This window comes from Mycobacterium sp. NGS35, assembly GCF_059812855.1.
In genome coordinates, this window is record NZ_JCALDL010000010.1 from 59,732 (window position 1) to 76,567 (window position 16,836).

Below are 16,836 nucleotides of genomic sequence, written 5' to 3' on the forward strand. Positions count from 1 at the left end.
CCTGATACGATCCCGAATCATGTTCGAAACTCGGCGCCCGGTTCAGATTCCCGCGCGTCCAGCGCCCGTGCAGCGACGGGGTATCGAGCGGGTGCAGGCGATCTTGGACGCTGCTGAGTCACTACTCGAGGAGCAAGGTTACGAGTCGGCGACGCTCAAGGCGATCAGTGAGCGGGCCGGCATTCCGATCGCGTCGGTGTACCACTATTTCGCGGACCGCCATCAGGTCGACGCCGAGCTGGTGCAGCGCCACCTCAGCGAGCTCGACGCTCGCCTTAACGCTGCGCTGAGCAACCGCAAGCTCCGAACTCTGCGCAAGGCCGTGGATGCGGGTATCGACGCGTACCTTGACTACTTCCGCGAGCACCCGGGCTTCGTCCAGCTGTGGTTCGCGGGCCGAAGCGCGATACTCACCGAACTGGCACGCGCGTTCGACGAGACCCAGGCGAAGCGATTCTGGGAGTTCCTCACCGACCGAGACCTCATTCGTGCCGACACCCCGGAACTCGCTGTGCAACTGGCATTCGAGGCAGGCAATCGACTGTTCGACGTCGCCTTCCGGATCGCCCCAACCGGCGACGACGCGACGATCAATGAAGCGCGACGCCTTATCACCGCCTATCTCGAGACGTACGCAAAGCAGCGTCGGCGGAAAACCTCACCGGCGTAATCGATCTCGTCGACACCGTGTCAGGTGACCGACCGTGGAGATCCACGTTTGGTGTGGCTCGTGGCCGCGGACTTGTCGGTGGTGGGTGCGATGGTGTCGTTATGTCCTCGATCGCGTCGTCGGCCGTTGTTGCGGTGAGTCCTGCGCAGCGTCTTGAGGTGCTGTTTGAGGAGTTGGCGGAGTTGGCGGGTCAGCGTAATGCGATTGACGGGCGGATCGTGGAGATCGTCGCCGAGATCGATCGGGACGGGTTGTGGGGTGCGACCGGCGCGCGGTCGGTGCCGGCGTTGGTGGCCTGGAAGCTGGGTGTGTCGTCGGCGACGGCGCACACGATCGCCACGGTGGCGGGCCGGCGTGAGCAGTTTCCGCGCTGTGTGCAGGGGTTGATAGAGGGCCGGTTGTCGCTGGATCAGGTCGGGGTGATCGCCGCGCACGCGGGTGAGGGGTCTGATGAGCATTATGTGCAGCTGGCCGGCGTCGCGACGGTCAACCAGTTGCGCACCGCGGTCAAGCTCGAACCGCGACCCCAACCCGACCCCGAGCCACGGCGCGAGCCGGAGCGCTCGATCACCAAAACCACCAACGACGCGTTCAGCTGTTATCGGATCAGGCTTCCCCATGATGAGGCGGCGACGTTCGATGCGGCGTTGGCGTCGCATCTGGATGGGTTGATCGCCGAGTACAAACGCGACCACGGCGACGACGAGCGCTCGTCGGAGACGGCCCCGCCGCTGCCCAATACCGCGGAGGCGTTCATGCGGCTGGTCGAGGCGGGCTGGGATGTCGAGGTGGCGCGCCGCCCGCACGGCCAGCACACCACCGTGGTCATGCATCTGGATGTCAAAGACCGTGTCGCGGCGCTGCATCTGGGGCCGGTGTTGTCGGATTCCGAGCGCCGCTATTTGTCGTGTGATGCCACCTGTGAGGTGTGGTTCGAACGCGACGGGCAACCCCTCGGGGCCGGGCGTACCACCCGGGTGGTCAACCGGCGGCTGCGCCGCGCGCTCGAGCATCGTGACCGCAGCTGTGTGGTGCCCGGCTGCGGGGCCACCCGCGGGTTGCACGCCCATCACCTTCGGCATTGGGAAGACGGCGGCCCCACCGAGTTGGCCAATCTGGTGTTGGTGTGCCCGCATCATCACCGGCTGCACCATCGCGGCCAGATCACCATCACCGGGCCCGCCGACGCGCTCCTCGTCACCGACCACGCCGGGCGACCACTCAACGCCGCCTCGCTGGCCCGCCCACCCAAACGCCCCCCGCCCGCGGTCCCACCATGCCCCGGACCCACCGGCGATCGCGCCGATTGGTGGTGGTACCAACCCTTCCAACCCCAACCACCACCGACCAACAACTGAGGTGCCCTTCTACCCGGTCGCCTGCCGGCACCGCAGAGACGCTCAAACAGGTTGCGACACCAACTAATTCGCTCCGGCCAGCCGCTGCGACCGCTAAGTCAGGACGAAAAGCCTTGCACCGCAATGCATCCCGTCGCAGCCGTGTCAGCTGAAGCCCCTATAGGAGTGTCAACGTCGACCGGCTGATCACCGCGGGGAGTCCGCTGCCGTATGGGCCCGCAAGTGAATGTCGGGTCCGCGCGACGGATCGAGGACGTACGACAGAAACTCGAGTTGGTCAGCCAGCGCCCGCTGCTGCCATGGATCGCCGAAGACGTCCAAGTGGTCGATGCGATATTCGCGCAACTCGGCCCAATACCCGGCCTTCTCCACGATGCGACGCGCCGCACTGGGCGGTGCGACAGCATCGTCGGTGCCCACCTGCATGAGGATCGGGCAGGCGAGGCGGCTGGCGAAGGTGGTAGGACGACTCGTCGCCACTTCGAGCGCGGTGCGGGCGCAGACCTCGTTGCGCACGGTCGGGCCGGCCATCGCGTTGTCGCCTCCTCGGCCCCAGGGCCGGTGATCATGGCCGTCGATCCGGGTTGACCCACCACCGGCACACGATTCGGCGACCGCTTGGTGAGGGCACGAGTCACGTCACGCAACGCGTGCGCGGTCAGACGCAGCAGCAGACCGCCTTCACCTCGACGCACCATGTGCGCCAGCGTCGCGAGACCATCCACCGCGGCGTTCACCGAATGATCGCTGCAACAAGACGAGTCGTCGTCATGGGTACGTCCCGGATGTGACCAGCACATTATCCGCTCCCGATTCGGATTCAGAAACTACGCGTTAGAGGCGTGGTGTGTTAACGCTCCGTGACTGCCGCGCTCGCCTGTTCGGCATTGACAGCGCGCCGCGCGCGCCCCTATAGTCAAACACGAGTCGAGTTTGAATATAGCTCGCCCGCGGCCCCGGCTGTGGTGACGCCGACAGATCGGAGAGGGTTATGTCCAGCAGCAACGGCGCCGTGCCGCGCGTGGTGTTCATTGGCGCGGCCGGGGAGATGTGCCGGCTGGCCATCGAGCGCTTCGCGGTCGCCGACGGCGATTGGGAGCTCGCGCTCTACGACATCAGGCCCGAGCTGCTCGAGTCGTTGGTCCGGCGGCTACCGGCAGGCCGTGCAACGGCCCAACGGCTGGACCTGTATGACCGCGAGGCCCTGCGCAAGGCGATCGGCGGCGCTGCGCTCGTCGTCCTGGGCGCCGGACCCTACGTCCGCACGTCCCGGCCCGTCGTCGAGGCGTGCCTCGAGGCCAAGGTGCCGTACCTCGATTTCGACGACGACATCGAGAGCACTCTGCACGCATTGTCCCTCTACGAGCGGGCACAGGAGGCGGGCATACCGCTCTACGTGGGCTGTGGTGCCTCGCCGGGCATGACCAACGTCATGGTGGTCGACGCCGCCAGCGAGCTGGACACGGTGGAGAACATCGAAGTGTTTTGGGTCGTCGGCGATGAGCGCCCCGGCATTGGCCGCGCGGTGCTGGAGCACATGCTGCACGTCGCCGCGGGCCCCTGCCTGACGTGGGAGAACGGCGGACCGGTCATGCACGAGTCCTGGGTCGAAACGCGCTCGGCCCCAATGGGCGGCGGCCTGGGTCACACCCTCATGCACGAGACCGCTCACCCCGAGCCTGCCACCCTGCCCCGCCGCTACCCCGACGCCAGAAGCATCCGCTGCTTCGGCGGGCTCGACCCGGTCGGCTTCAACGGTGTCGCTCGCGGGGTAGGGCTGGCCGTGCAGCAGGGCAAGATGACCGTCAACGAAGCCGTGGACTTCATGGAGGATCTGCTCAACTTCCGGATGGGCAGCCCCAAGGGCTGGCGCTACGCCGTCGCCGGTTTGATCGACCTGGTCCGTACCGGTGAGGGCGATATCGGCGAGCTGATCACGTTCGTAGCGAGGTCGGCCGCACGCCGCCGGGAAACCTACCGTGGCGGGCTGCTGGTGCGTGTCACGGGTCTGCGAGATGGCCTGCCGGCGGCCGTCATCAAGCGCACCCCGACCGCCGGACGCGACAAATACCTGATGGCCGACATGGCCGCTATCACCGGCACCGCGTGCGCCGCGTTCATGGTGCTGGCGCTCGAGCAGGACGGCACCCGCACCGGCGCGTTCGCCCCGGAAAGCTGGGCCGAGCCGCAGGCCTTCTACAAGGCACTGGAGCGCGTCGGCGTGCCGCCCGACGAGCTCGTCGAGTCGGTGTAGTCGACCACTCGTAGACCGAGCCCCAGGTCGCGAGCTCGGATGCGACCAACGTGGAAATGTCGATGGTCCGCGACGTTGACGACGACATCCTCAACGGCCGAAAGTGGTTCGCCCTTAACGCGATGCACCGCAATTGCAAGGTCTTGATCGTGATGGGGAGAACGGACCCGGCCGCCCCGGCACACCGTCAGCAATCGATGATGGTCGTGCCGAGAGACGCTCCCGGCTCGAAACCTTGGGCATCGAATTCGCGGCGCCACTTCAATTCCGGCGAATAGGGCTTGGGCAATCGAACTTGACGTACCGCGTCACCGACGCCGCTGGTCGTGCCTGGGTGATCTGCTGGCCTCCGCCCACGACGTGGTTCGCGATGCGAGACTCGTTGCGGCGCTTCGCAATTCCGAGGCGCCTGTCCCGGAAGTCCTCGGCATCACGGTCGATTCTGAGTTCTCCGACGTGCCGTTGGTGTTGATGGAGTTCGTCGACGGTGTGGTCGTCGACACGATGGAGGTCGCACAGGCGTTGACACCGCAACAGCGTCGCCAGGTCGCAGTATCATGCCGCGCACCCTGGCGCGGATCCACGCCGTCGGCTCGCTGCCGCCATGCCCGAGCAACGCGAAATCACGCTGGTGCATGGCGGCTTCCATCTGCGCAACTCATCACCTCCCGGCAGGCGGGCGAGGTGATGGCAACGCTGGACTGGGAGCTGTCCACGCTGGGCGATCATCGCCGAAGGAGTCATGCGCCGAGCGGTGGACGAGCCACACAACATGGCGCCCGCGGGACTTCCACCGTCCACGGATCGACGCGCTGGTGGACAAGGCCCGGGAACTATCCGACCTCGCGGGAATCTGAAGTCACGGGCCGAAGCGGCACACTGGAGTCATGGATCCGGTAGCCGCGCTGCGAGAGATCGCCTACTACAAAGACCGCGCGCGTGAAGAGCCCCGGCGGGTGATGGCCTACCGGCGTGCCGCTGACGTCATCGAGGCGCTGGACGAGGCCGAGCGCGACCGGCTGGGGCAGACGAACGGCTGGCAGAGCCTGTCCGGGGTAGGCCCGAAGACCGCGAAGGTGATCGCCGAGGCGTGGTCGGGCCAGGTGCCGCAGCTTCTCCTCGAATTACGTGCTGGCGCAAGCGATTTGGGTGGCGGCGAGATCCGCGCGGCACTCAAGGGCGATCTGCATCTGCACTCGAACTGGTCCGACGGGTCGGCGCCGATCGAGGAAATGATGCAGGCGGCCAAGGCGCTGGGGCACGAGTACTGCGCGCTGACCGATCACTCCCCGCGGTTGAAGATCGCCAATGGGCTGTCCCCGGAGCGGCTGCGCGCACAGCTCGATGTGATCGACGAGCTGCGCGACGAGCTGGCGCCCATGCGGATCCTCACCGGCATCGAGGTGGACATCCTCGAGGACGGCTCCCTGGACCAGGAGCCCGAATTGCTCGACCGGCTCGACGTCGTGGTGGCCAGCGTCCATTCCAAGTTGTCCATGGACGCCCCGTCGATGACGCGCCGGATGCTGCGAGCGGTGTCGAATCCGCTGGTCGACGTGCTGGGACACTGCACCGGCCGGCTTGTCGACGGCAACCGGGGCCTGCGGCCGGAGTCGAAGTTCGACGCCGAAAAGGTATTCACCGCCTGCGCGGAGCACGGCACGGCCGTCGAGATCAATTCACGCCCGGAACGCCGGGATCCGCCGCGGCGCTTGCTGGATCTGGCGTTGCACATCGGGTGCGTGTTCTCCATCGATACCGACGCACACGCGCCTGGGCAGCTCGAGTTCTTGGCCTACGGCGCGCAGCGCGCGCTGGACGCGGGCGTGCCGGCCGAACGGATCGTCAACACCTGGCCGGTCGATCAGTTGCTGGCCTGGAGCCGCGGCTGAGCGTCCTTCGGGTAGAGCGCGGCGTCGAATTGCTCCGCCAATTCCCGGTCGGACTGCGCTACTGCCTGGGCCAGCACTCGGGCGCCGACGAAGCAGCTCAAACTGGACACGGCGCGCTCGTGGCTGCCGTACCGCTCGGTGAGCATGTCGAGGAACTCACGGATTCCCTTCGCGAAAACGGCGCTGAGGCCGGCCTTGCCTTTCGCGGACTCGCTCAGCATCGCGGCTGACACGCAGGCGCCGAACTCGTCGTCACGCAACCGGTCGAGCGTGCAATCTCCTTCGCGCATGGCGTTCATCGAGCGAGCGAACGACGCGCGGCAGGCCTCGTTGACGAGATCGTCTTTCGACGAGAAGTGGTTGTAGAAGCCTCCGTGAGTGAAACCGGCATCAGCCATCACCTCGGCGACGCCGACCCCGTCGACTCCACGTTCGGAAAACAACCGAATGGCGCTGTCGATGATGCGCTGCCTGTTGAGCTCCGCCTGTTTCCTGGTGACGCGCATGAACCAGTTCCTCCCGTGTTGTTGCTCTGCGGTTACCCGGCCCGTAACGGACTCATGCCTGTTTTGCTGTGGTCAATCCGGCAGGTGCGGCATCTCCAAGCCGGCGTCGCGGCCCAGCAGCACAGCGCGGGTGACCGCACCGGTGCCGTAGCGCCGGCGCACGAGGTCCAGTGCCCCGTCCAGCGCGACGCCGTCGGGCGCCGAGTCGAAGGGCAACTCGAGTTGGGCAACGCCGTCGCGGTCGATGTTGGCGACGCTGAAGCCGATCAAGGTCAGACCACGCTGGGCGATCAAAGGAGTTGCCGTACAGACCAATTCGCGTGCCGCCGCCAAGAGCGGCGCGGTGGCGGCGGTGGCTTGGGGCAGCGTGTGCGAGCGGGTGGCGCGGCCGAAGTCCTCGAACCGCAGTCGCAGTACCACGGTGCGGCCGGTGCGTCCGGCGGCGCGCATCCTGCGGGCAATGCGTTCGACGAGCGTGACGACCGTCACGTCGACGTCGGCTGCGCTGTGCCGGCCGCGGCCGAGCGCCCGCTGGGCGCCCACTGAACGCCGCCGCACACCCGTCTGTACCCGGCGCGAATCGACGTTGCGTGACAGCGCGAACAGCCGCCGGCCCATCGCCGGCCCAACCAGCGACGCCAGCATGGGCTCGCCCAGCTCGGCGACGTCGGCCACAGTCTCGAGCCCGTGCGCGTGCAGCTTCTCGGCGGTGACCGCGCCGACGCCCCACAGCCGGCGCACCGGCAGCGGCTGCAGGAAGGCAAGCTCCCGGTCCGGAGCAACCAACAGCAAGCCGTCGGGCTTGGCCACTTGGCTGGCCACCTTGGCAAGGAATTTCGTCCGCGCGATACCGACCGTGATCGGCAGGCCCACGCGCTCGCGGACGTCGGCCCTCAGCTTTTCGGCGATGTCGACGGGCGCCCCGGCAATGCGGCGCAGTCCGCCGACGTCCAGGAACGCCTCGTCCACCGACAGCGGCTCGACCATGGGTGTGGTGTCGCGGAACACGTCGAACACCGCGTCGGAGGCCGCGCTGTAGGCCGACATCCGGGGCGGCACGACCACCGCGTGAGGGCACAGCCGCCGGGCCTGGCCGCCGCTCATCGCGGTGCGCACGCCGTAGGCCTTGGCCTCGTAACTGGCGGCCAGCACCACCCCGCCGCCGACGATCACCGGCCGTCCGCGCAGCGCGGGATCGTCACGCTGCTCGACCGACGCGTAGAACGAGTCGAGGTCGGCGTGCAGGATGCTGGCGTCACGACCCACGACCCCATCGTCGCGCCGGGGTCTGACACCTATGGCGTGCGGCCGTAAATGCTGGTCAGCCAGATGTGGGTGAGGGTGTCGACGAGCCGGTCCTCGGGAATCGACGGCCGTTCGTCGTTGAACGCTGCCGTCATCGCCCGCTCGTTCATCAGGTTCAGCGCCGTCGCGAGGTCATCGACGGGGATGGTGTCAGGTGCCGCGCCGCGTTCGCGTTCGGCGCGGATCAGGGCCGCGGTGTTGTCGACGCACTTCTGCATCAGCGTCGACCAGAGTTCCCGGATGGCGCTGTCGAGCACGAGCGCTGGTGCGCCCGCGCGGGCGACGGCCTTGTGCGCGCTGAACGCCTCGAAGAACGCGCTGATCCCGATGCGCCAGCCTTTAGCCGGGTCGTCGGGCAGTTGTTCGGCCAGCCCGTCGAGCGCGGCGTTGGCTTCCTCGACCACCCGATCGAGCAGCGTCAGCATGACCGCGGTCTTGGACGGAAAGTAGAAGTAGAAGGTCGGGCGCGAGATGCCGGCACCACGGGCCAGATCGTCGACGGAGATTTCGGTCATCGCGCGCTCTTCGAGCAGCCGCTCGGCCGTGCGCAGGATCGCCGCCTCCCGGTCGTCGCCCGACGGCCGCGACGAGCGGCGGCCACGGGAAGGTGCGGAAGCGGTCACGGCAGGCACTCTACGCCATGTCGACGTTGTCGACACTGCGTTGACCGATTCGACACAGCGTTGATACCGTGGGCCGCATGTCCGAACATCTCGACGTTGTGATCGTCGGCGCCGGCATCTCCGGCATCAGCGCCGCGTGGCATCTGCAGGAGCGCTGCCCCACCAAGAGCTATGCCATCCTCGAGGCCCGCGACAGCCTCGGTGGCACGTGGGATCTGTTCAAATACCCGGGCATCCGGTCGGACTCCGACATGTACACCCTGGGCTTCCGGTTCAAGCCGTGGACGTCGGAGCGCGCGATCGCTGACGGGCCGTCGATCATGGCCTACCTGAAGGAAACCGCCGAAGAGTTCGGCATCGACAAGCACATCCGCTACCGCCACAAGGTGGTGGCCGCTGACTGGTCCGACGACGACAACGCCTGGCACCTGAAGGTCGGCCGAGACGGCGAGACCGTCGAGATCAGCTGCTCGTTCCTGATGGCATGCAGCGGGTACTACGACTACGACCAGGGCTATTCGCCCGAATTCCCGGGCGCCGAGAACTTCCGGGGTGTGATCGTGCATCCCCAGCATTGGCCGGAAGACCTCGACTACCAGGGCAAGCGGATCGTCGTCATCGGAAGTGGCGCCACGGCGGTGACTTTGATTCCGGCCCTTGCCAATTCAGGCGCCGGGCATGTGACGATGCTGCAGCGCTCACCCACCTACATCGGTTCCCTGCCCGCCGTGGATCCGTTCGCGGTGCAGGTGCAGAAGCGGCTGCCGCCCAAGCTCGCGTATCTGGCGATCCGGTGGAAGAGCATCCTCTACCAGGCCGCCGTCTACCAGCTCAGCCGCAAGTTCCCCAACTACATGCGCAAGCAGCTGATGACCATGGCCAAGCGGCGCCTGCCGCAGGGCTACGACGTCGACAAGCATTTCGGGCCGCGCTACAACCCGTGGGACGAGCGGCTGTGCCTGGCGCCCGACGGCGACCTGTTCCGCACGATCCGGCACGGTAAGGCCGACGTGGTCACCGACACCATCGACACGTTCACCGAGACCGGCATCCGGCTCAGCTCAGGCCAGGAGCTGCAGGCCGACATCATCATCACCGCAACGGGTCTGAACCTGCGGCTGTTCGGCGGTGCCGCGATCTTGCGCAACGGCGTCCCCGTGGACCTCCACAATTTGATGGCCTACAAGGGCATGATGCTCACCGAGCTGCCGAACATGGTCTTCACGATCGGCTACACGAACGCGTCGTGGACGCTCAAGGCCGACCTGGTCTCCGAATTCGCTTGTCGCGTCATCAATTACATGAACGCCAACGGTTACGACACCGTGGTTCCGCGGCATCCGGGTGACTCGATCGAAGAGCGCCCGCTGATGGACTTCACGCCCGGCTATGTGCTGCGGGCGCTGGATCGGCTGCCGAAGGCCGGCCACAAGGTGCCGTGGCGGCTCAAGCAGAACTACCTGTTCGACGTGGGCCTGATTCGGCTCGGCAAGGTCGACGACTCGGCGCTGGAGTTCTCGAAGCGCCCGGCGGCGATCAGCGCGGCATCGGCGTAACCACTATTCCGTCGTCGTCGCTGTAGACGAATTCGCCTGGCGCGAAGGTGACTCCGCCGAACTCGACCTCTACGTCGCGTTCGCCGGAGCCTGCCTTACCGCTCTTGCGGGGATTGGTGCCCAGCGCCTTGATGCCGATGTCGACGGTGCGCAGCGCCGCCGAGTCGCGCACCGCCCCGTTGACGATGATCCCGGACCACCCGTTGTCCTGCCCGAGCCCCGCGATCACGTCGCCAACCAGTGCGCTGTGCAGCGACGCTCCGCCGTCGACCACCAGCACACCGCCGTCGCCTGGCTCCGACAGCACGGATTTGAGCAGAGCGTTGTCTTCGAAGCAGCGCACGGTATGGATTCGTCCGGCGAACATCCGCCGACCGCCGAACTGACGGAACTGAGTGTCACAGCTGCGCACTGCCGGGCCGATCTCGTCGACCAGGTCTGCGGTGGCGCGGGGTTCTACGCGGTTCGTCACGCCCCAGAATCTACGTTGCTGTACGCGGCGACGATCACGTCGTGCACGAACTGCGCCAGCCCGGGTTCGGCGTCGTCGTAATAGCGGGTGAACCGCTCGTCGGTCACGTACATCTCGGCCAGGCAGGTGTGCATCTGCTCGCTGCAGTCGTAGAACCGCTCGATGCTGTCGCGATGTCGCGACGCCAGCTCGTTCGCGCGTTCCGAACCGGGCACCACCCCGTCGCGCTTGGCTGCGGCGAAATCGGACAGCAGCTGCTCGCCTTCGGCCTTGATCTGCAGCCAGTCGGCCTTGGTGTAGCCGGCTGTGCGCCGCTGCGACTGCCGCCACTGCTCGGTGTCACCCCAGCGCTGCTGGGCCTCGGCGGCGTACTCCTCGGAAAACTTTGTGCTGCCGAAGATTTCGACTTGCTCTTCGGCGGTCAAACGAATACCGGAGCGGTGGGCGTCCATGAGTTTCTCCAATGCGGTGATCGTGCTGTCCAGGCGGTCTCTCTGGTCGAGCAGCAGCTGGTGCTGGCGGCGCAGGTGCGCCAAGGTGTCGACCTCCGGGTCGTCGAGCAGCTTGGCGATCTCGTCGAGGGGTAGGCCGGCGGCCCGGTAAACCAGGACCAGATGCAGTCGCTCGATGTCGGCGTCGGTGTAGCCGCGGTATCCGGCCGCGGTGCGGATGCTGGGCACCACCAGACCGATGTGGTGGTAGTGGTGCAGCGTCCGTACCGACACGCCGGTGAGGGCGGCGACGGCGCCGACGGTCTTGCTGTGCATGGCACCACTATCGGCCCTGACGTCGCGTCAGGGTCAAGCCGTCATCAATCGCCGGGGACGCCCGGCGCCGACATCAGTCGCCAGCGAGCAGCCGCCGGACCACCACGATCGCCAGCAGGGCCAACGCCAGCGCCACCGCGATCTGCACACGCGCCTGCGAGATCTGCATTCGGCTGACGCTGGTAGCCAGGGTGTCACCGGCGGTGTCCACCGCTTGGCGCGCGCGGGCGGCGACGTCGTCGGCAGCGCCGTAGCGGCTCTCGCCGTTGGTGTCGGCGAGCGTGGCGCTGATCGGTTCGGGTGCGGGCTGCGTTGGCTGGGGCGCCTGCTCGGCGGGAGGGGGCGGCGGCGGCGGAGCAGGTGGCGGGGGTGGCGCGGCTTTCTTGGCGGTCTTCTTCGGCGCGGCCTTGTCGGCCTTGCTGGCCTTGGCGCCTTTGGCGGGCGCCTTCTTCGCCGCCTTGGCAGGCGCCTTCTTGGCGGCCTTCGCGGGAGCGCGCTTCGCGGGAGGCTTCTGACCCGGTGCGGGCGGATCGGCAGGCGGCGACGCGGGGTCGCGCGGCTCGTCCGGTCGGTCCGGCTGGTCTGCCATATGGCTGCTCCTTCGCAATTTCTCGCGGGGTACCCCATCATGCCAGCGGCTACCGCAGGCCTCTATCCCGTCACGGCCAGCGCCGCCGCGAGCGCCAGCGCCGCGGCCATCAGCGCCACCTCGGCGACCGCGCGGCCCTGCGACGCCGTGACGGCGGCCCGATGGGAGCGCGCCGCCGGCAGCCAGACGGTACGGTTGTGCCACGCCAACACCACCAGTGCGGCGGCTAGCGCCACCTTGGCCAACAGCACGCGCCCGTACCCGCTGGCGTACCAGTAGACGGGCGATCCAGCTGCCTCAGCCGCTGCCAGCACACCGCTGCCCAACAGCGCAGCCACGCACACCAGAGCCGTGCGCGCGAATCGCGGCAGCACCCTGGCCCACTGACCGCGGTGCCTGACCGTGATCACCAATGCGGCCAGCGCGCCGCACCATACCGCGGCCGCCAGCGCGTGCACCGCGACAGCGACTGCGGCCCAGGCGCTTTGGGACAGATGTCCGCTGACCACCCGCGCGGCGATACCCAGTGCGGACGTGCCCACGGCTGCCGCCGACAGTGCGGCCGATTCCCGGGCCGCCGCTGCGATCACACCGACCGTGACTGCCGCGAGGATGCTGACCAGTCCGGCACGGCCCGCGGCAGTATGCATGGTGAACTCGAGCGCAGCCCGCGCCGACAGCACGGTCACCGCGACGTCGGCGGTCTGTGCTGCGGCCAGCAGCTGGCGCAGCAGTTCGCCGGCCAGCCACGCAGCGCTTACCGTGATCAGCGGCGGGGCCGCCAGCCGCGCGAGTTCGGCGCGCCGGCGGCCGTCGTCGAGCGCCGGCACCACGGTCAGCCCGAGCGTGGTGACCGCCGCGCAGTCGGCCAGCGTCCGCACCGCCGCAGCCGCGGGAGCCGCGTGGGGGAACGCGAGCGCGACTGCGCCGGCCGACGCGACGACGACGGCCGCGAGCACGCCGGCCACTGCCGACGCTGCCTTCATGGCCGGCTCAGCTGCGCCCGCGCCGTCGCAACGCTAACCCCGCACCGATTCCGACGACCGCCACCGCGAACACCACGAACGGCCACACCGGCACGCCCCTGCTTTTCGGCGGCGAAACCGCGGGTCCGGGCGTGCCCGTGCCGGGCGCTGTCAGCTCGAACCACCACGAACCCGTCACCGGGTGCCCGTCGGCCGACGTGACCCGATAGTTGACGGTGTATCGGCCGGCGGGCCCCAGCGGTCGCAGACCGACGGTGACGACGGCGCCCTCGACGCGAGGCTCGCCCTGGGTCCATATGGTGCCGTCAGGGCCCACCACCGTCATCGCGGCGAAAGCGGTTTGCAGCGGCCCGTTGAAGGTTGCGCTGACCTGCGCCGGTCCGCTGGACAGCCGGGCCCCGTCGGCGGGATCGTTCGCGATCCGGGCGGCATGGGCGGAAGCCACCGGCGCCGTCGCCAAGCTCAGAGCCGTCAGCAGCCCGGCCAGCAGGACAGCGATCCTCATGACCGGCGCCGCCGCACCAAGGCAAGCGTCGCCGCGGCCGCACTCACCACCAGCGACGCAACGGCTAGCCAGCGCGCGAGGTCGTCGCTGTGCGAGGGTGCGTCCTCGGCATGCATCGTCAGCGTGGGCGCCGGATGCTCGGGTTCACCGCCGCCCGGAAGCGCGCCCTGATCCCAGCGGACCACCGAACCGTCCGAATAGGTCTGTGTCGCAGGGAAACTCGCGCTGTCGGACTGCGGCAGCTTCAACGACACCCGGAACAATGCGAACTGGTCGGGCGGGATGCCGCCGCCCGGTGCGGCGGTCCAGGTGACCGACCGGACGGTTCCAGCGGCCACGTCGCGATCGAGCTTGACGGTCCAGCCCGGCACCAACTCAGCCGAGGCAACGCTGCCGGCCGGCAGCGTCACCGTCAATGCCGTTGTCAGCGAACCGTTTTCGGATTCGTTCGGCACCTCGAAGCTCAGCAGCGCCCACTCGCCGGGCACGGCATCGTCGGCGTCCACGTGGACGTGAGCCGACGCCGGCGCGGTGCCGGCGAGAAGCCCGGCGGTCAGTGCCGTGGCGGTCACCACGGCGAGGATCAGGGCGCGGTGAAGCGCCCGGGAAATGCGTGTCATTCGGTTGTCTGCTTTCTTGTCGTCGGGGTCGGGTCAGCGGAGCGGGCCGACCGGCGGACCACGACGCGGCATCGACGCGAAGAGCAGAACCATCCACTGCGGCGGCTGATCCGAAACCGTCGCGGGTGCAGCGGAGGAGTGATGGGCCGACACCTGCGGCGACGTGACGGCCCGCACGACCGCCGACAATGCCTGCCACAGCCGCTCGCCGGCGGCGATCAGCGCCGCCCCCACGACGACAGCAGCGGCATGCGCAGCCACCATCGTCGGAGCGGGCACCGGCGCGTGGAGGTGCCCCGCGCTCGCCGCGAGCACGTGACCCAGAATCTGGCCGCCGGCCAACAGCGCCATCAAGCCGGCCCGACGGGCGGCCCATAGGCTGCCCGCCGCTACCGCGCCGAGCGTCGCGGCCAGCACGACGAGAAGCACGAGCGTTGCGCCGCTCGGGAAGCCGCCACCGGCGACGCCGTGGGCGCCCACCGACAGCGCCACACTCAGCAGCGCCGCCGACGCGCCGCGCCAGCGCGCTGCGGCGTCGAGTCGGCGCATCCGGGTCAGTGCAAGCCCAGCCGGGCCAGCAGATCAGCGTCGATGCCGTCCAACTCGGTGGAGATGGCGGCATGGGCGGCACGACGTCGCGCGGGCGGCATGTTCTCGGCCGCGGTGACGGCCGCGGACAGGTCCTTGAGCCGGCCGGTGATGGCGGCGACGAACTGCTTGGTCTCGGCGTCCTTCGGGTTCTTGTCGGCAACCAGCCGCAGCGAATGCTCGGCCCCGGCGATGCGGGCCGACAGCCGTGCGCCGTGGCCGGAGAACTGGCCGAGCTCGGTCAACGGCACGCCGAGACGGTCGGCGCGTCGTTCGTCGAGCCATCCGCGGGCGCCAACCGCTACCCGGTAGGCGACCGGCACCACGATCGGCGCCAGCAACCGCGTGACCGTCAGCGTCCGGCGAATCCGGGTCGGTGAGAACACCTTGCCTTCGCGTGCCGCCTTCAGGTTGGTTTCGGCCACCTTCAACGCCGCCTTGTCGCTTTCCCGCTGGGCCTTGAGCTGGGCGCGCAGCGCCTTCTGTGCGGCGCGTTGTTCGGCTTTGATGCGGCGCTTCTCGTTACGCGCGGCGTATTTGGCATCGAGCTTGGCTCGCCGTTTCAGCGCCCGGGCCTCGGCGCGGCGGGTCGCTCTGCTCGTGCGCTTGGTGAACAGGCCCATGCGGGCTGGCCTCCCGGTCGTCTGGTCGAGCTTTCCGATGCATTGCGCGCATTGCGAACATGTATGCCCGCGCCGCGGTTGGTGGACCAACACTATCGCCCGCTGTCGGAGGGCACTTTTTCCGTGCCGGTCCGAGGCCGGTCGAGGGTTTCGGAATTTTCCCGTTGGGATATTTCCGGTGGTACGAATGTGAGACAATGCGCTTACTCCGATGCGCCTGATGGCGCTGTCGTCTGGGGGTTGGAGTGAGGACATGGTGGAGCGGTCGCTGATCCGGTACACCGCCGCCGTCTGCGCCGTCGCGGGCGGCATGTTGATGAGTGGTTCCGGCGCACTGGCTTTTGCCGACGAGCCTGGAAGTGACGGGACAGGCGGCGCAAACCCCACCGGTCCGGGCACATCCCAGCCCGCCGATACCGGGACCAAGACGGACCCGGCGAAGTCGCCCCGTTTTCCGGGACTGCGGTGGCTGGCTCAGCAGATGGCCGACAGCGGCGCCCGGACGGGCCCCATCCCACCGCCGATGATGATGCTGCCCACCCGCATCGGGCCGACTACCGCGCCCGAAACCGCCACCGGAACCGACGCCACCCAGGCCGGCCCGGTGTCGGCTTTCACCATCCCCGGATGGGGCACCGTGCAGCTGCCGTCGGCGAACACCCCGGCACAGCAGCCGAGCGGACGCCAACCTGCCGCTCCTTCGAGCGAGCCGGAAGCCGCGCAGAACGGCACCTCCGACACGTCGACGGCGGCGCGAACACAAGCCGCCAACGCCCCGTCCACAGGCAATCCCTACGGGACCATTTCGTTGGTGCCCAGCGGGGTGCCGGCCGGCCAGCAGACCACGATCAAGAATCCGCTGGGCCGGGCGCTGCCTGAACTGGACCTCAACGCGCCGATCGTGAAGCAGCTGCTGCCCACGCCGCTGGTGGCGCTTCTGACCGTGATCGCGCAGAAGGTGCCGCTGGCCGGACTCCTGATCACGCCGACGATGAACTTCGTGCTGCCGTCGTTCGTCGCCGACGGGGTGACCGCGCTGCTGTCGGACATCGTGGTGCCGACGACGCCGCTGGGTGCACAGAACCCGGCACCGCCCACGTCGAGGGCTACTTTGGCCGAACCCGCCACCCAGTCGTTGCTCGGTGCAGGTGCGCCGCCGGCCGAGCTGGCCCCGATGGGCATGGACATGCCGCGGTCGCCGGTGACGCAGCCGGTATCCGGGCCGCTTTCCGTCGACAAACCACAGCCCAGCCCGCCGCCGAACCCGGCAGCGAACGAACTCGATCAGAACGTCGCCTATCGGGCCGGCTACAGCGATTACCTGCGCAACGCGGGACTGGCGCAGATCACCGCGATCGCGGTGCCTGGTGCCGCCGCGATACTGCTGTTCACCGTGGGCGGCGGCTTCATCGGATACCGGCAGGCCAGGGCCGGGCACGTGATTCGAGCGGAGGGCATATCCCGTTTCCTGCGCTGATCTGGCAAGCGTCTACGGCAGTGCACCGATGAGCGAAAGGGGGCG

General features: G+C 68.3%; 18 protein-coding genes and 2 pseudogenes. 8 read left to right on the forward strand and 12 right to left on the reverse strand.

Annotation, left to right across the window (positions count from 1 at the left end):
• Nucleotides 1-19: 19 nt before the first annotated feature.
• The gene (locus AC5Y4C_RS16230; protein WP_499963533.1) at nt 20-670 is read left to right on the forward strand and encodes a TetR/AcrR family transcriptional regulator; all 651 of its coding nucleotides are present in this window, start codon (nt 20-22) and stop codon (nt 668-670) included.
• Nucleotides 671-771: 101 nt separating this feature from the next.
• Nucleotides 772-2,028 (forward strand): HNH endonuclease signature motif containing protein, encoded by a 1,257-nt coding sequence (locus AC5Y4C_RS16235; protein ID WP_500008504.1) that lies wholly within the window; start codon nt 772-774, stop codon nt 2,026-2,028.
• Nucleotides 2,029-2,214: 186 nt separating this feature from the next.
• Here the strand turns inward: AC5Y4C_RS16235 and AC5Y4C_RS16240 are convergent, their stop codons facing one another.
• On the reverse strand, nt 2,215-2,559 hold the full coding sequence (locus tag AC5Y4C_RS16240) for an alpha/beta fold hydrolase (protein ID WP_499947925.1): 345 nt from the start codon (nt 2,557-2,559) through the stop codon (nt 2,215-2,217).
• A gap of 460 nt (nt 2,560-3,019) precedes the next feature.
• Here AC5Y4C_RS16240 and AC5Y4C_RS16245 point away from each other — a divergent pair, with 460 nt between their 5' ends.
• From AC5Y4C_RS16245 to AC5Y4C_RS16260, 4 genes and pseudogenes are all read left to right on the forward strand, one after another.
• Nucleotides 3,020-4,282 carry a saccharopine dehydrogenase family protein gene (locus tag AC5Y4C_RS16245; protein ID WP_499965226.1) on the forward strand — a complete coding sequence of 421 codons (1,263 nt, stop codon included), beginning with the start codon at nt 3,020-3,022 and terminating at the stop codon, nt 4,280-4,282.
• A 14-nt stretch (nt 4,283-4,296) separates the two neighbouring features.
• Nucleotides 4,297-4,509: pseudogene (locus tag AC5Y4C_RS16250) on the forward strand (acyl-CoA dehydrogenase family protein); the annotation flags it as partial.
• Nucleotides 4,476-5,008: pseudogene (locus tag AC5Y4C_RS16255) on the forward strand (phosphotransferase); the annotation flags it as partial. The pseudogenes AC5Y4C_RS16250 and AC5Y4C_RS16255, both read left to right, overlap by 34 nt.
• A gap of 161 nt (nt 5,009-5,169) precedes the next feature.
• On the forward strand, nt 5,170-6,174 hold the full coding sequence (locus tag AC5Y4C_RS16260) for a PHP domain-containing protein (RefSeq protein ID WP_499965224.1): 1,005 nt from the start codon (nt 5,170-5,172) through the stop codon (nt 6,172-6,174).
• Here AC5Y4C_RS16260 and AC5Y4C_RS16265 read toward each other — a convergent pair.
• The 3 genes from AC5Y4C_RS16265 to AC5Y4C_RS16275 all read right to left on the reverse strand — a co-directional run bounded on the left by AC5Y4C_RS16265 (nt 6,147) and on the right by AC5Y4C_RS16275 (nt 8,617).
• The gene (locus AC5Y4C_RS16265; RefSeq protein WP_499913675.1) at nt 6,147-6,680 is read right to left on the reverse strand and encodes a TetR family transcriptional regulator; all 534 of its coding nucleotides are present in this window, start codon (nt 6,678-6,680) and stop codon (nt 6,147-6,149) included. The two genes, AC5Y4C_RS16260 and AC5Y4C_RS16265, sit on opposite strands and share 28 nt — an antisense overlap.
• A gap of 72 nt (nt 6,681-6,752) precedes the next feature.
• Nucleotides 6,753-7,946 (reverse strand): DNA polymerase IV, encoded by a 1,194-nt coding sequence (gene dinB / locus AC5Y4C_RS16270; protein WP_499965222.1) that lies wholly within the window; start codon nt 7,944-7,946, stop codon nt 6,753-6,755.
• 29 nt (nt 7,947-7,975) lie between these two features.
• Entirely contained in the window at nt 7,976-8,617 is a 642-nt protein-coding gene (locus tag AC5Y4C_RS16275) for a TetR/AcrR family transcriptional regulator (RefSeq protein ID WP_499965220.1), read from the reverse strand.
• Nucleotides 8,618-8,685: 68 nt separating this feature from the next.
• On the opposite strand from AC5Y4C_RS16275, the gene AC5Y4C_RS16280 reads away from it, so the two are divergent.
• A complete protein-coding gene (locus AC5Y4C_RS16280) occupies nt 8,686-10,164 on the forward strand; it encodes a flavin-containing monooxygenase (protein ID WP_499965218.1) in 1,479 nt (492 codons plus the stop codon).
• Here AC5Y4C_RS16280 and rraA read toward each other — a convergent pair.
• From rraA to AC5Y4C_RS16320, 8 genes are all read right to left on the reverse strand, one after another.
• A complete protein-coding gene (rraA, locus tag AC5Y4C_RS16285) occupies nt 10,145-10,636 on the reverse strand; it encodes a ribonuclease E activity regulator RraA (RefSeq protein ID WP_499913683.1) in 492 nt (163 codons plus the stop codon). The two genes, AC5Y4C_RS16280 and rraA, sit on opposite strands and share 20 nt — an antisense overlap.
• A complete protein-coding gene (locus tag AC5Y4C_RS16290) occupies nt 10,633-11,403 on the reverse strand; it encodes a MerR family transcriptional regulator (RefSeq protein WP_499947915.1) in 771 nt (256 codons plus the stop codon). Before AC5Y4C_RS16290 ends, rraA begins: the two co-directional genes overlap by 4 nt.
• A gap of 73 nt (nt 11,404-11,476) precedes the next feature.
• Nucleotides 11,477-11,992, reverse strand: coding sequence for a hypothetical protein (locus AC5Y4C_RS16295; protein WP_499952013.1), 516 nt, complete (start codon nt 11,990-11,992; stop codon nt 11,477-11,479).
• Nucleotides 11,993-12,054: 62 nt separating this feature from the next.
• On the reverse strand, nt 12,055-12,978 hold the full coding sequence (locus AC5Y4C_RS16300; RefSeq protein ID WP_499965216.1) for a CopD family protein: 924 nt from the start codon (nt 12,976-12,978) through the stop codon (nt 12,055-12,057).
• A gap of 7 nt (nt 12,979-12,985) precedes the next feature.
• Nucleotides 12,986-13,483, reverse strand: coding sequence for a copper resistance CopC family protein (locus tag AC5Y4C_RS16305; RefSeq protein WP_499965214.1), 498 nt, complete (start codon nt 13,481-13,483; stop codon nt 12,986-12,988).
• Nucleotides 13,480-14,103: a YcnI family copper-binding membrane protein gene (locus tag AC5Y4C_RS16310; RefSeq protein ID WP_499965212.1), complete on the reverse strand. Its 624-nt coding sequence runs from the start codon at nt 14,101-14,103 to the stop codon at nt 13,480-13,482. Before AC5Y4C_RS16310 ends, AC5Y4C_RS16305 begins: the two co-directional genes overlap by 4 nt.
• 33 nt (nt 14,104-14,136) lie before the next feature.
• Nucleotides 14,137-14,652: a hypothetical protein gene (locus AC5Y4C_RS16315; RefSeq protein ID WP_499965210.1), complete on the reverse strand. Its 516-nt coding sequence runs from the start codon at nt 14,650-14,652 to the stop codon at nt 14,137-14,139.
• Between the two features lie 5 nt (nt 14,653-14,657).
• The gene (locus AC5Y4C_RS16320) at nt 14,658-15,314 is read right to left on the reverse strand and encodes a DUF6474 family protein (RefSeq protein WP_499910991.1); all 657 of its coding nucleotides are present in this window, start codon (nt 15,312-15,314) and stop codon (nt 14,658-14,660) included.
• Nucleotides 15,315-15,534: 220 nt separating this feature from the next.
• Here AC5Y4C_RS16320 and AC5Y4C_RS16325 point away from each other — a divergent pair, with 220 nt between their 5' ends.
• On the forward strand, nt 15,535-16,791 hold the full coding sequence (locus AC5Y4C_RS16325) for a hypothetical protein (protein WP_499965208.1): 1,257 nt from the start codon (nt 15,535-15,537) through the stop codon (nt 16,789-16,791).
• Nucleotides 16,792-16,836 lie beyond the last annotated feature (45 nt).

Excerpts from the sequence above, each read along its gene's own strand:
- AC5Y4C_RS16300 (WP_499965216.1), bottom strand. The coding sequence starts at position 12,978 with ATGAAGGCAGCGTCGGCAGTGGCCGGCGTGCTCGCGGCCGTCGTCGTC.
- AC5Y4C_RS16295 (WP_499952013.1), bottom strand. The coding sequence starts at position 11,992 with ATGGCAGACCAGCCGGACCGACCGGACGAGCCGCGCGACCCCGCGTCG.
- AC5Y4C_RS16235 (WP_500008504.1), top strand. The coding sequence starts at position 772 with ATGTCCTCGATCGCGTCGTCGGCCGTTGTTGCGGTGAGTCCTGCGCAG.
- AC5Y4C_RS16320 (WP_499910991.1), bottom strand. The coding sequence starts at position 15,314 with ATGGGCCTGTTCACCAAGCGCACGAGCAGAGCGACCCGCCGCGCCGAG.
- AC5Y4C_RS16240 (WP_499947925.1), bottom strand. The coding sequence starts at position 2,559 with ATGGCCGGCCCGACCGTGCGCAACGAGGTCTGCGCCCGCACCGCGCTC.
- AC5Y4C_RS16325 (WP_499965208.1), top strand. The coding sequence starts at position 15,535 with ATGGCGCTGTCGTCTGGGGGTTGGAGTGAGGACATGGTGGAGCGGTCG.
- AC5Y4C_RS16230 (WP_499963533.1), top strand. The coding sequence starts at position 20 with ATGTTCGAAACTCGGCGCCCGGTTCAGATTCCCGCGCGTCCAGCGCCC.
- AC5Y4C_RS16305 (WP_499965214.1), bottom strand. The coding sequence starts at position 13,483 with ATGAGGATCGCTGTCCTGCTGGCCGGGCTGCTGACGGCTCTGAGCTTG.
- AC5Y4C_RS16290 (WP_499947915.1), bottom strand. The coding sequence starts at position 11,403 with ATGCACAGCAAGACCGTCGGCGCCGTCGCCGCCCTCACCGGCGTGTCG.
- AC5Y4C_RS16280 (WP_499965218.1), top strand. The coding sequence starts at position 8,686 with ATGTCCGAACATCTCGACGTTGTGATCGTCGGCGCCGGCATCTCCGGC.
- AC5Y4C_RS16315 (WP_499965210.1), bottom strand. The coding sequence starts at position 14,652 with ATGCGCCGACTCGACGCCGCAGCGCGCTGGCGCGGCGCGTCGGCGGCG.
- AC5Y4C_RS16245 (WP_499965226.1), top strand. The coding sequence starts at position 3,020 with ATGTCCAGCAGCAACGGCGCCGTGCCGCGCGTGGTGTTCATTGGCGCG.
- AC5Y4C_RS16260 (WP_499965224.1), top strand. The coding sequence starts at position 5,170 with ATGGATCCGGTAGCCGCGCTGCGAGAGATCGCCTACTACAAAGACCGC.
- AC5Y4C_RS16265 (WP_499913675.1), bottom strand. The coding sequence starts at position 6,680 with ATGCGCGTCACCAGGAAACAGGCGGAGCTCAACAGGCAGCGCATCATC.
- AC5Y4C_RS16310 (WP_499965212.1), bottom strand. The coding sequence starts at position 14,103 with ATGACACGCATTTCCCGGGCGCTTCACCGCGCCCTGATCCTCGCCGTG.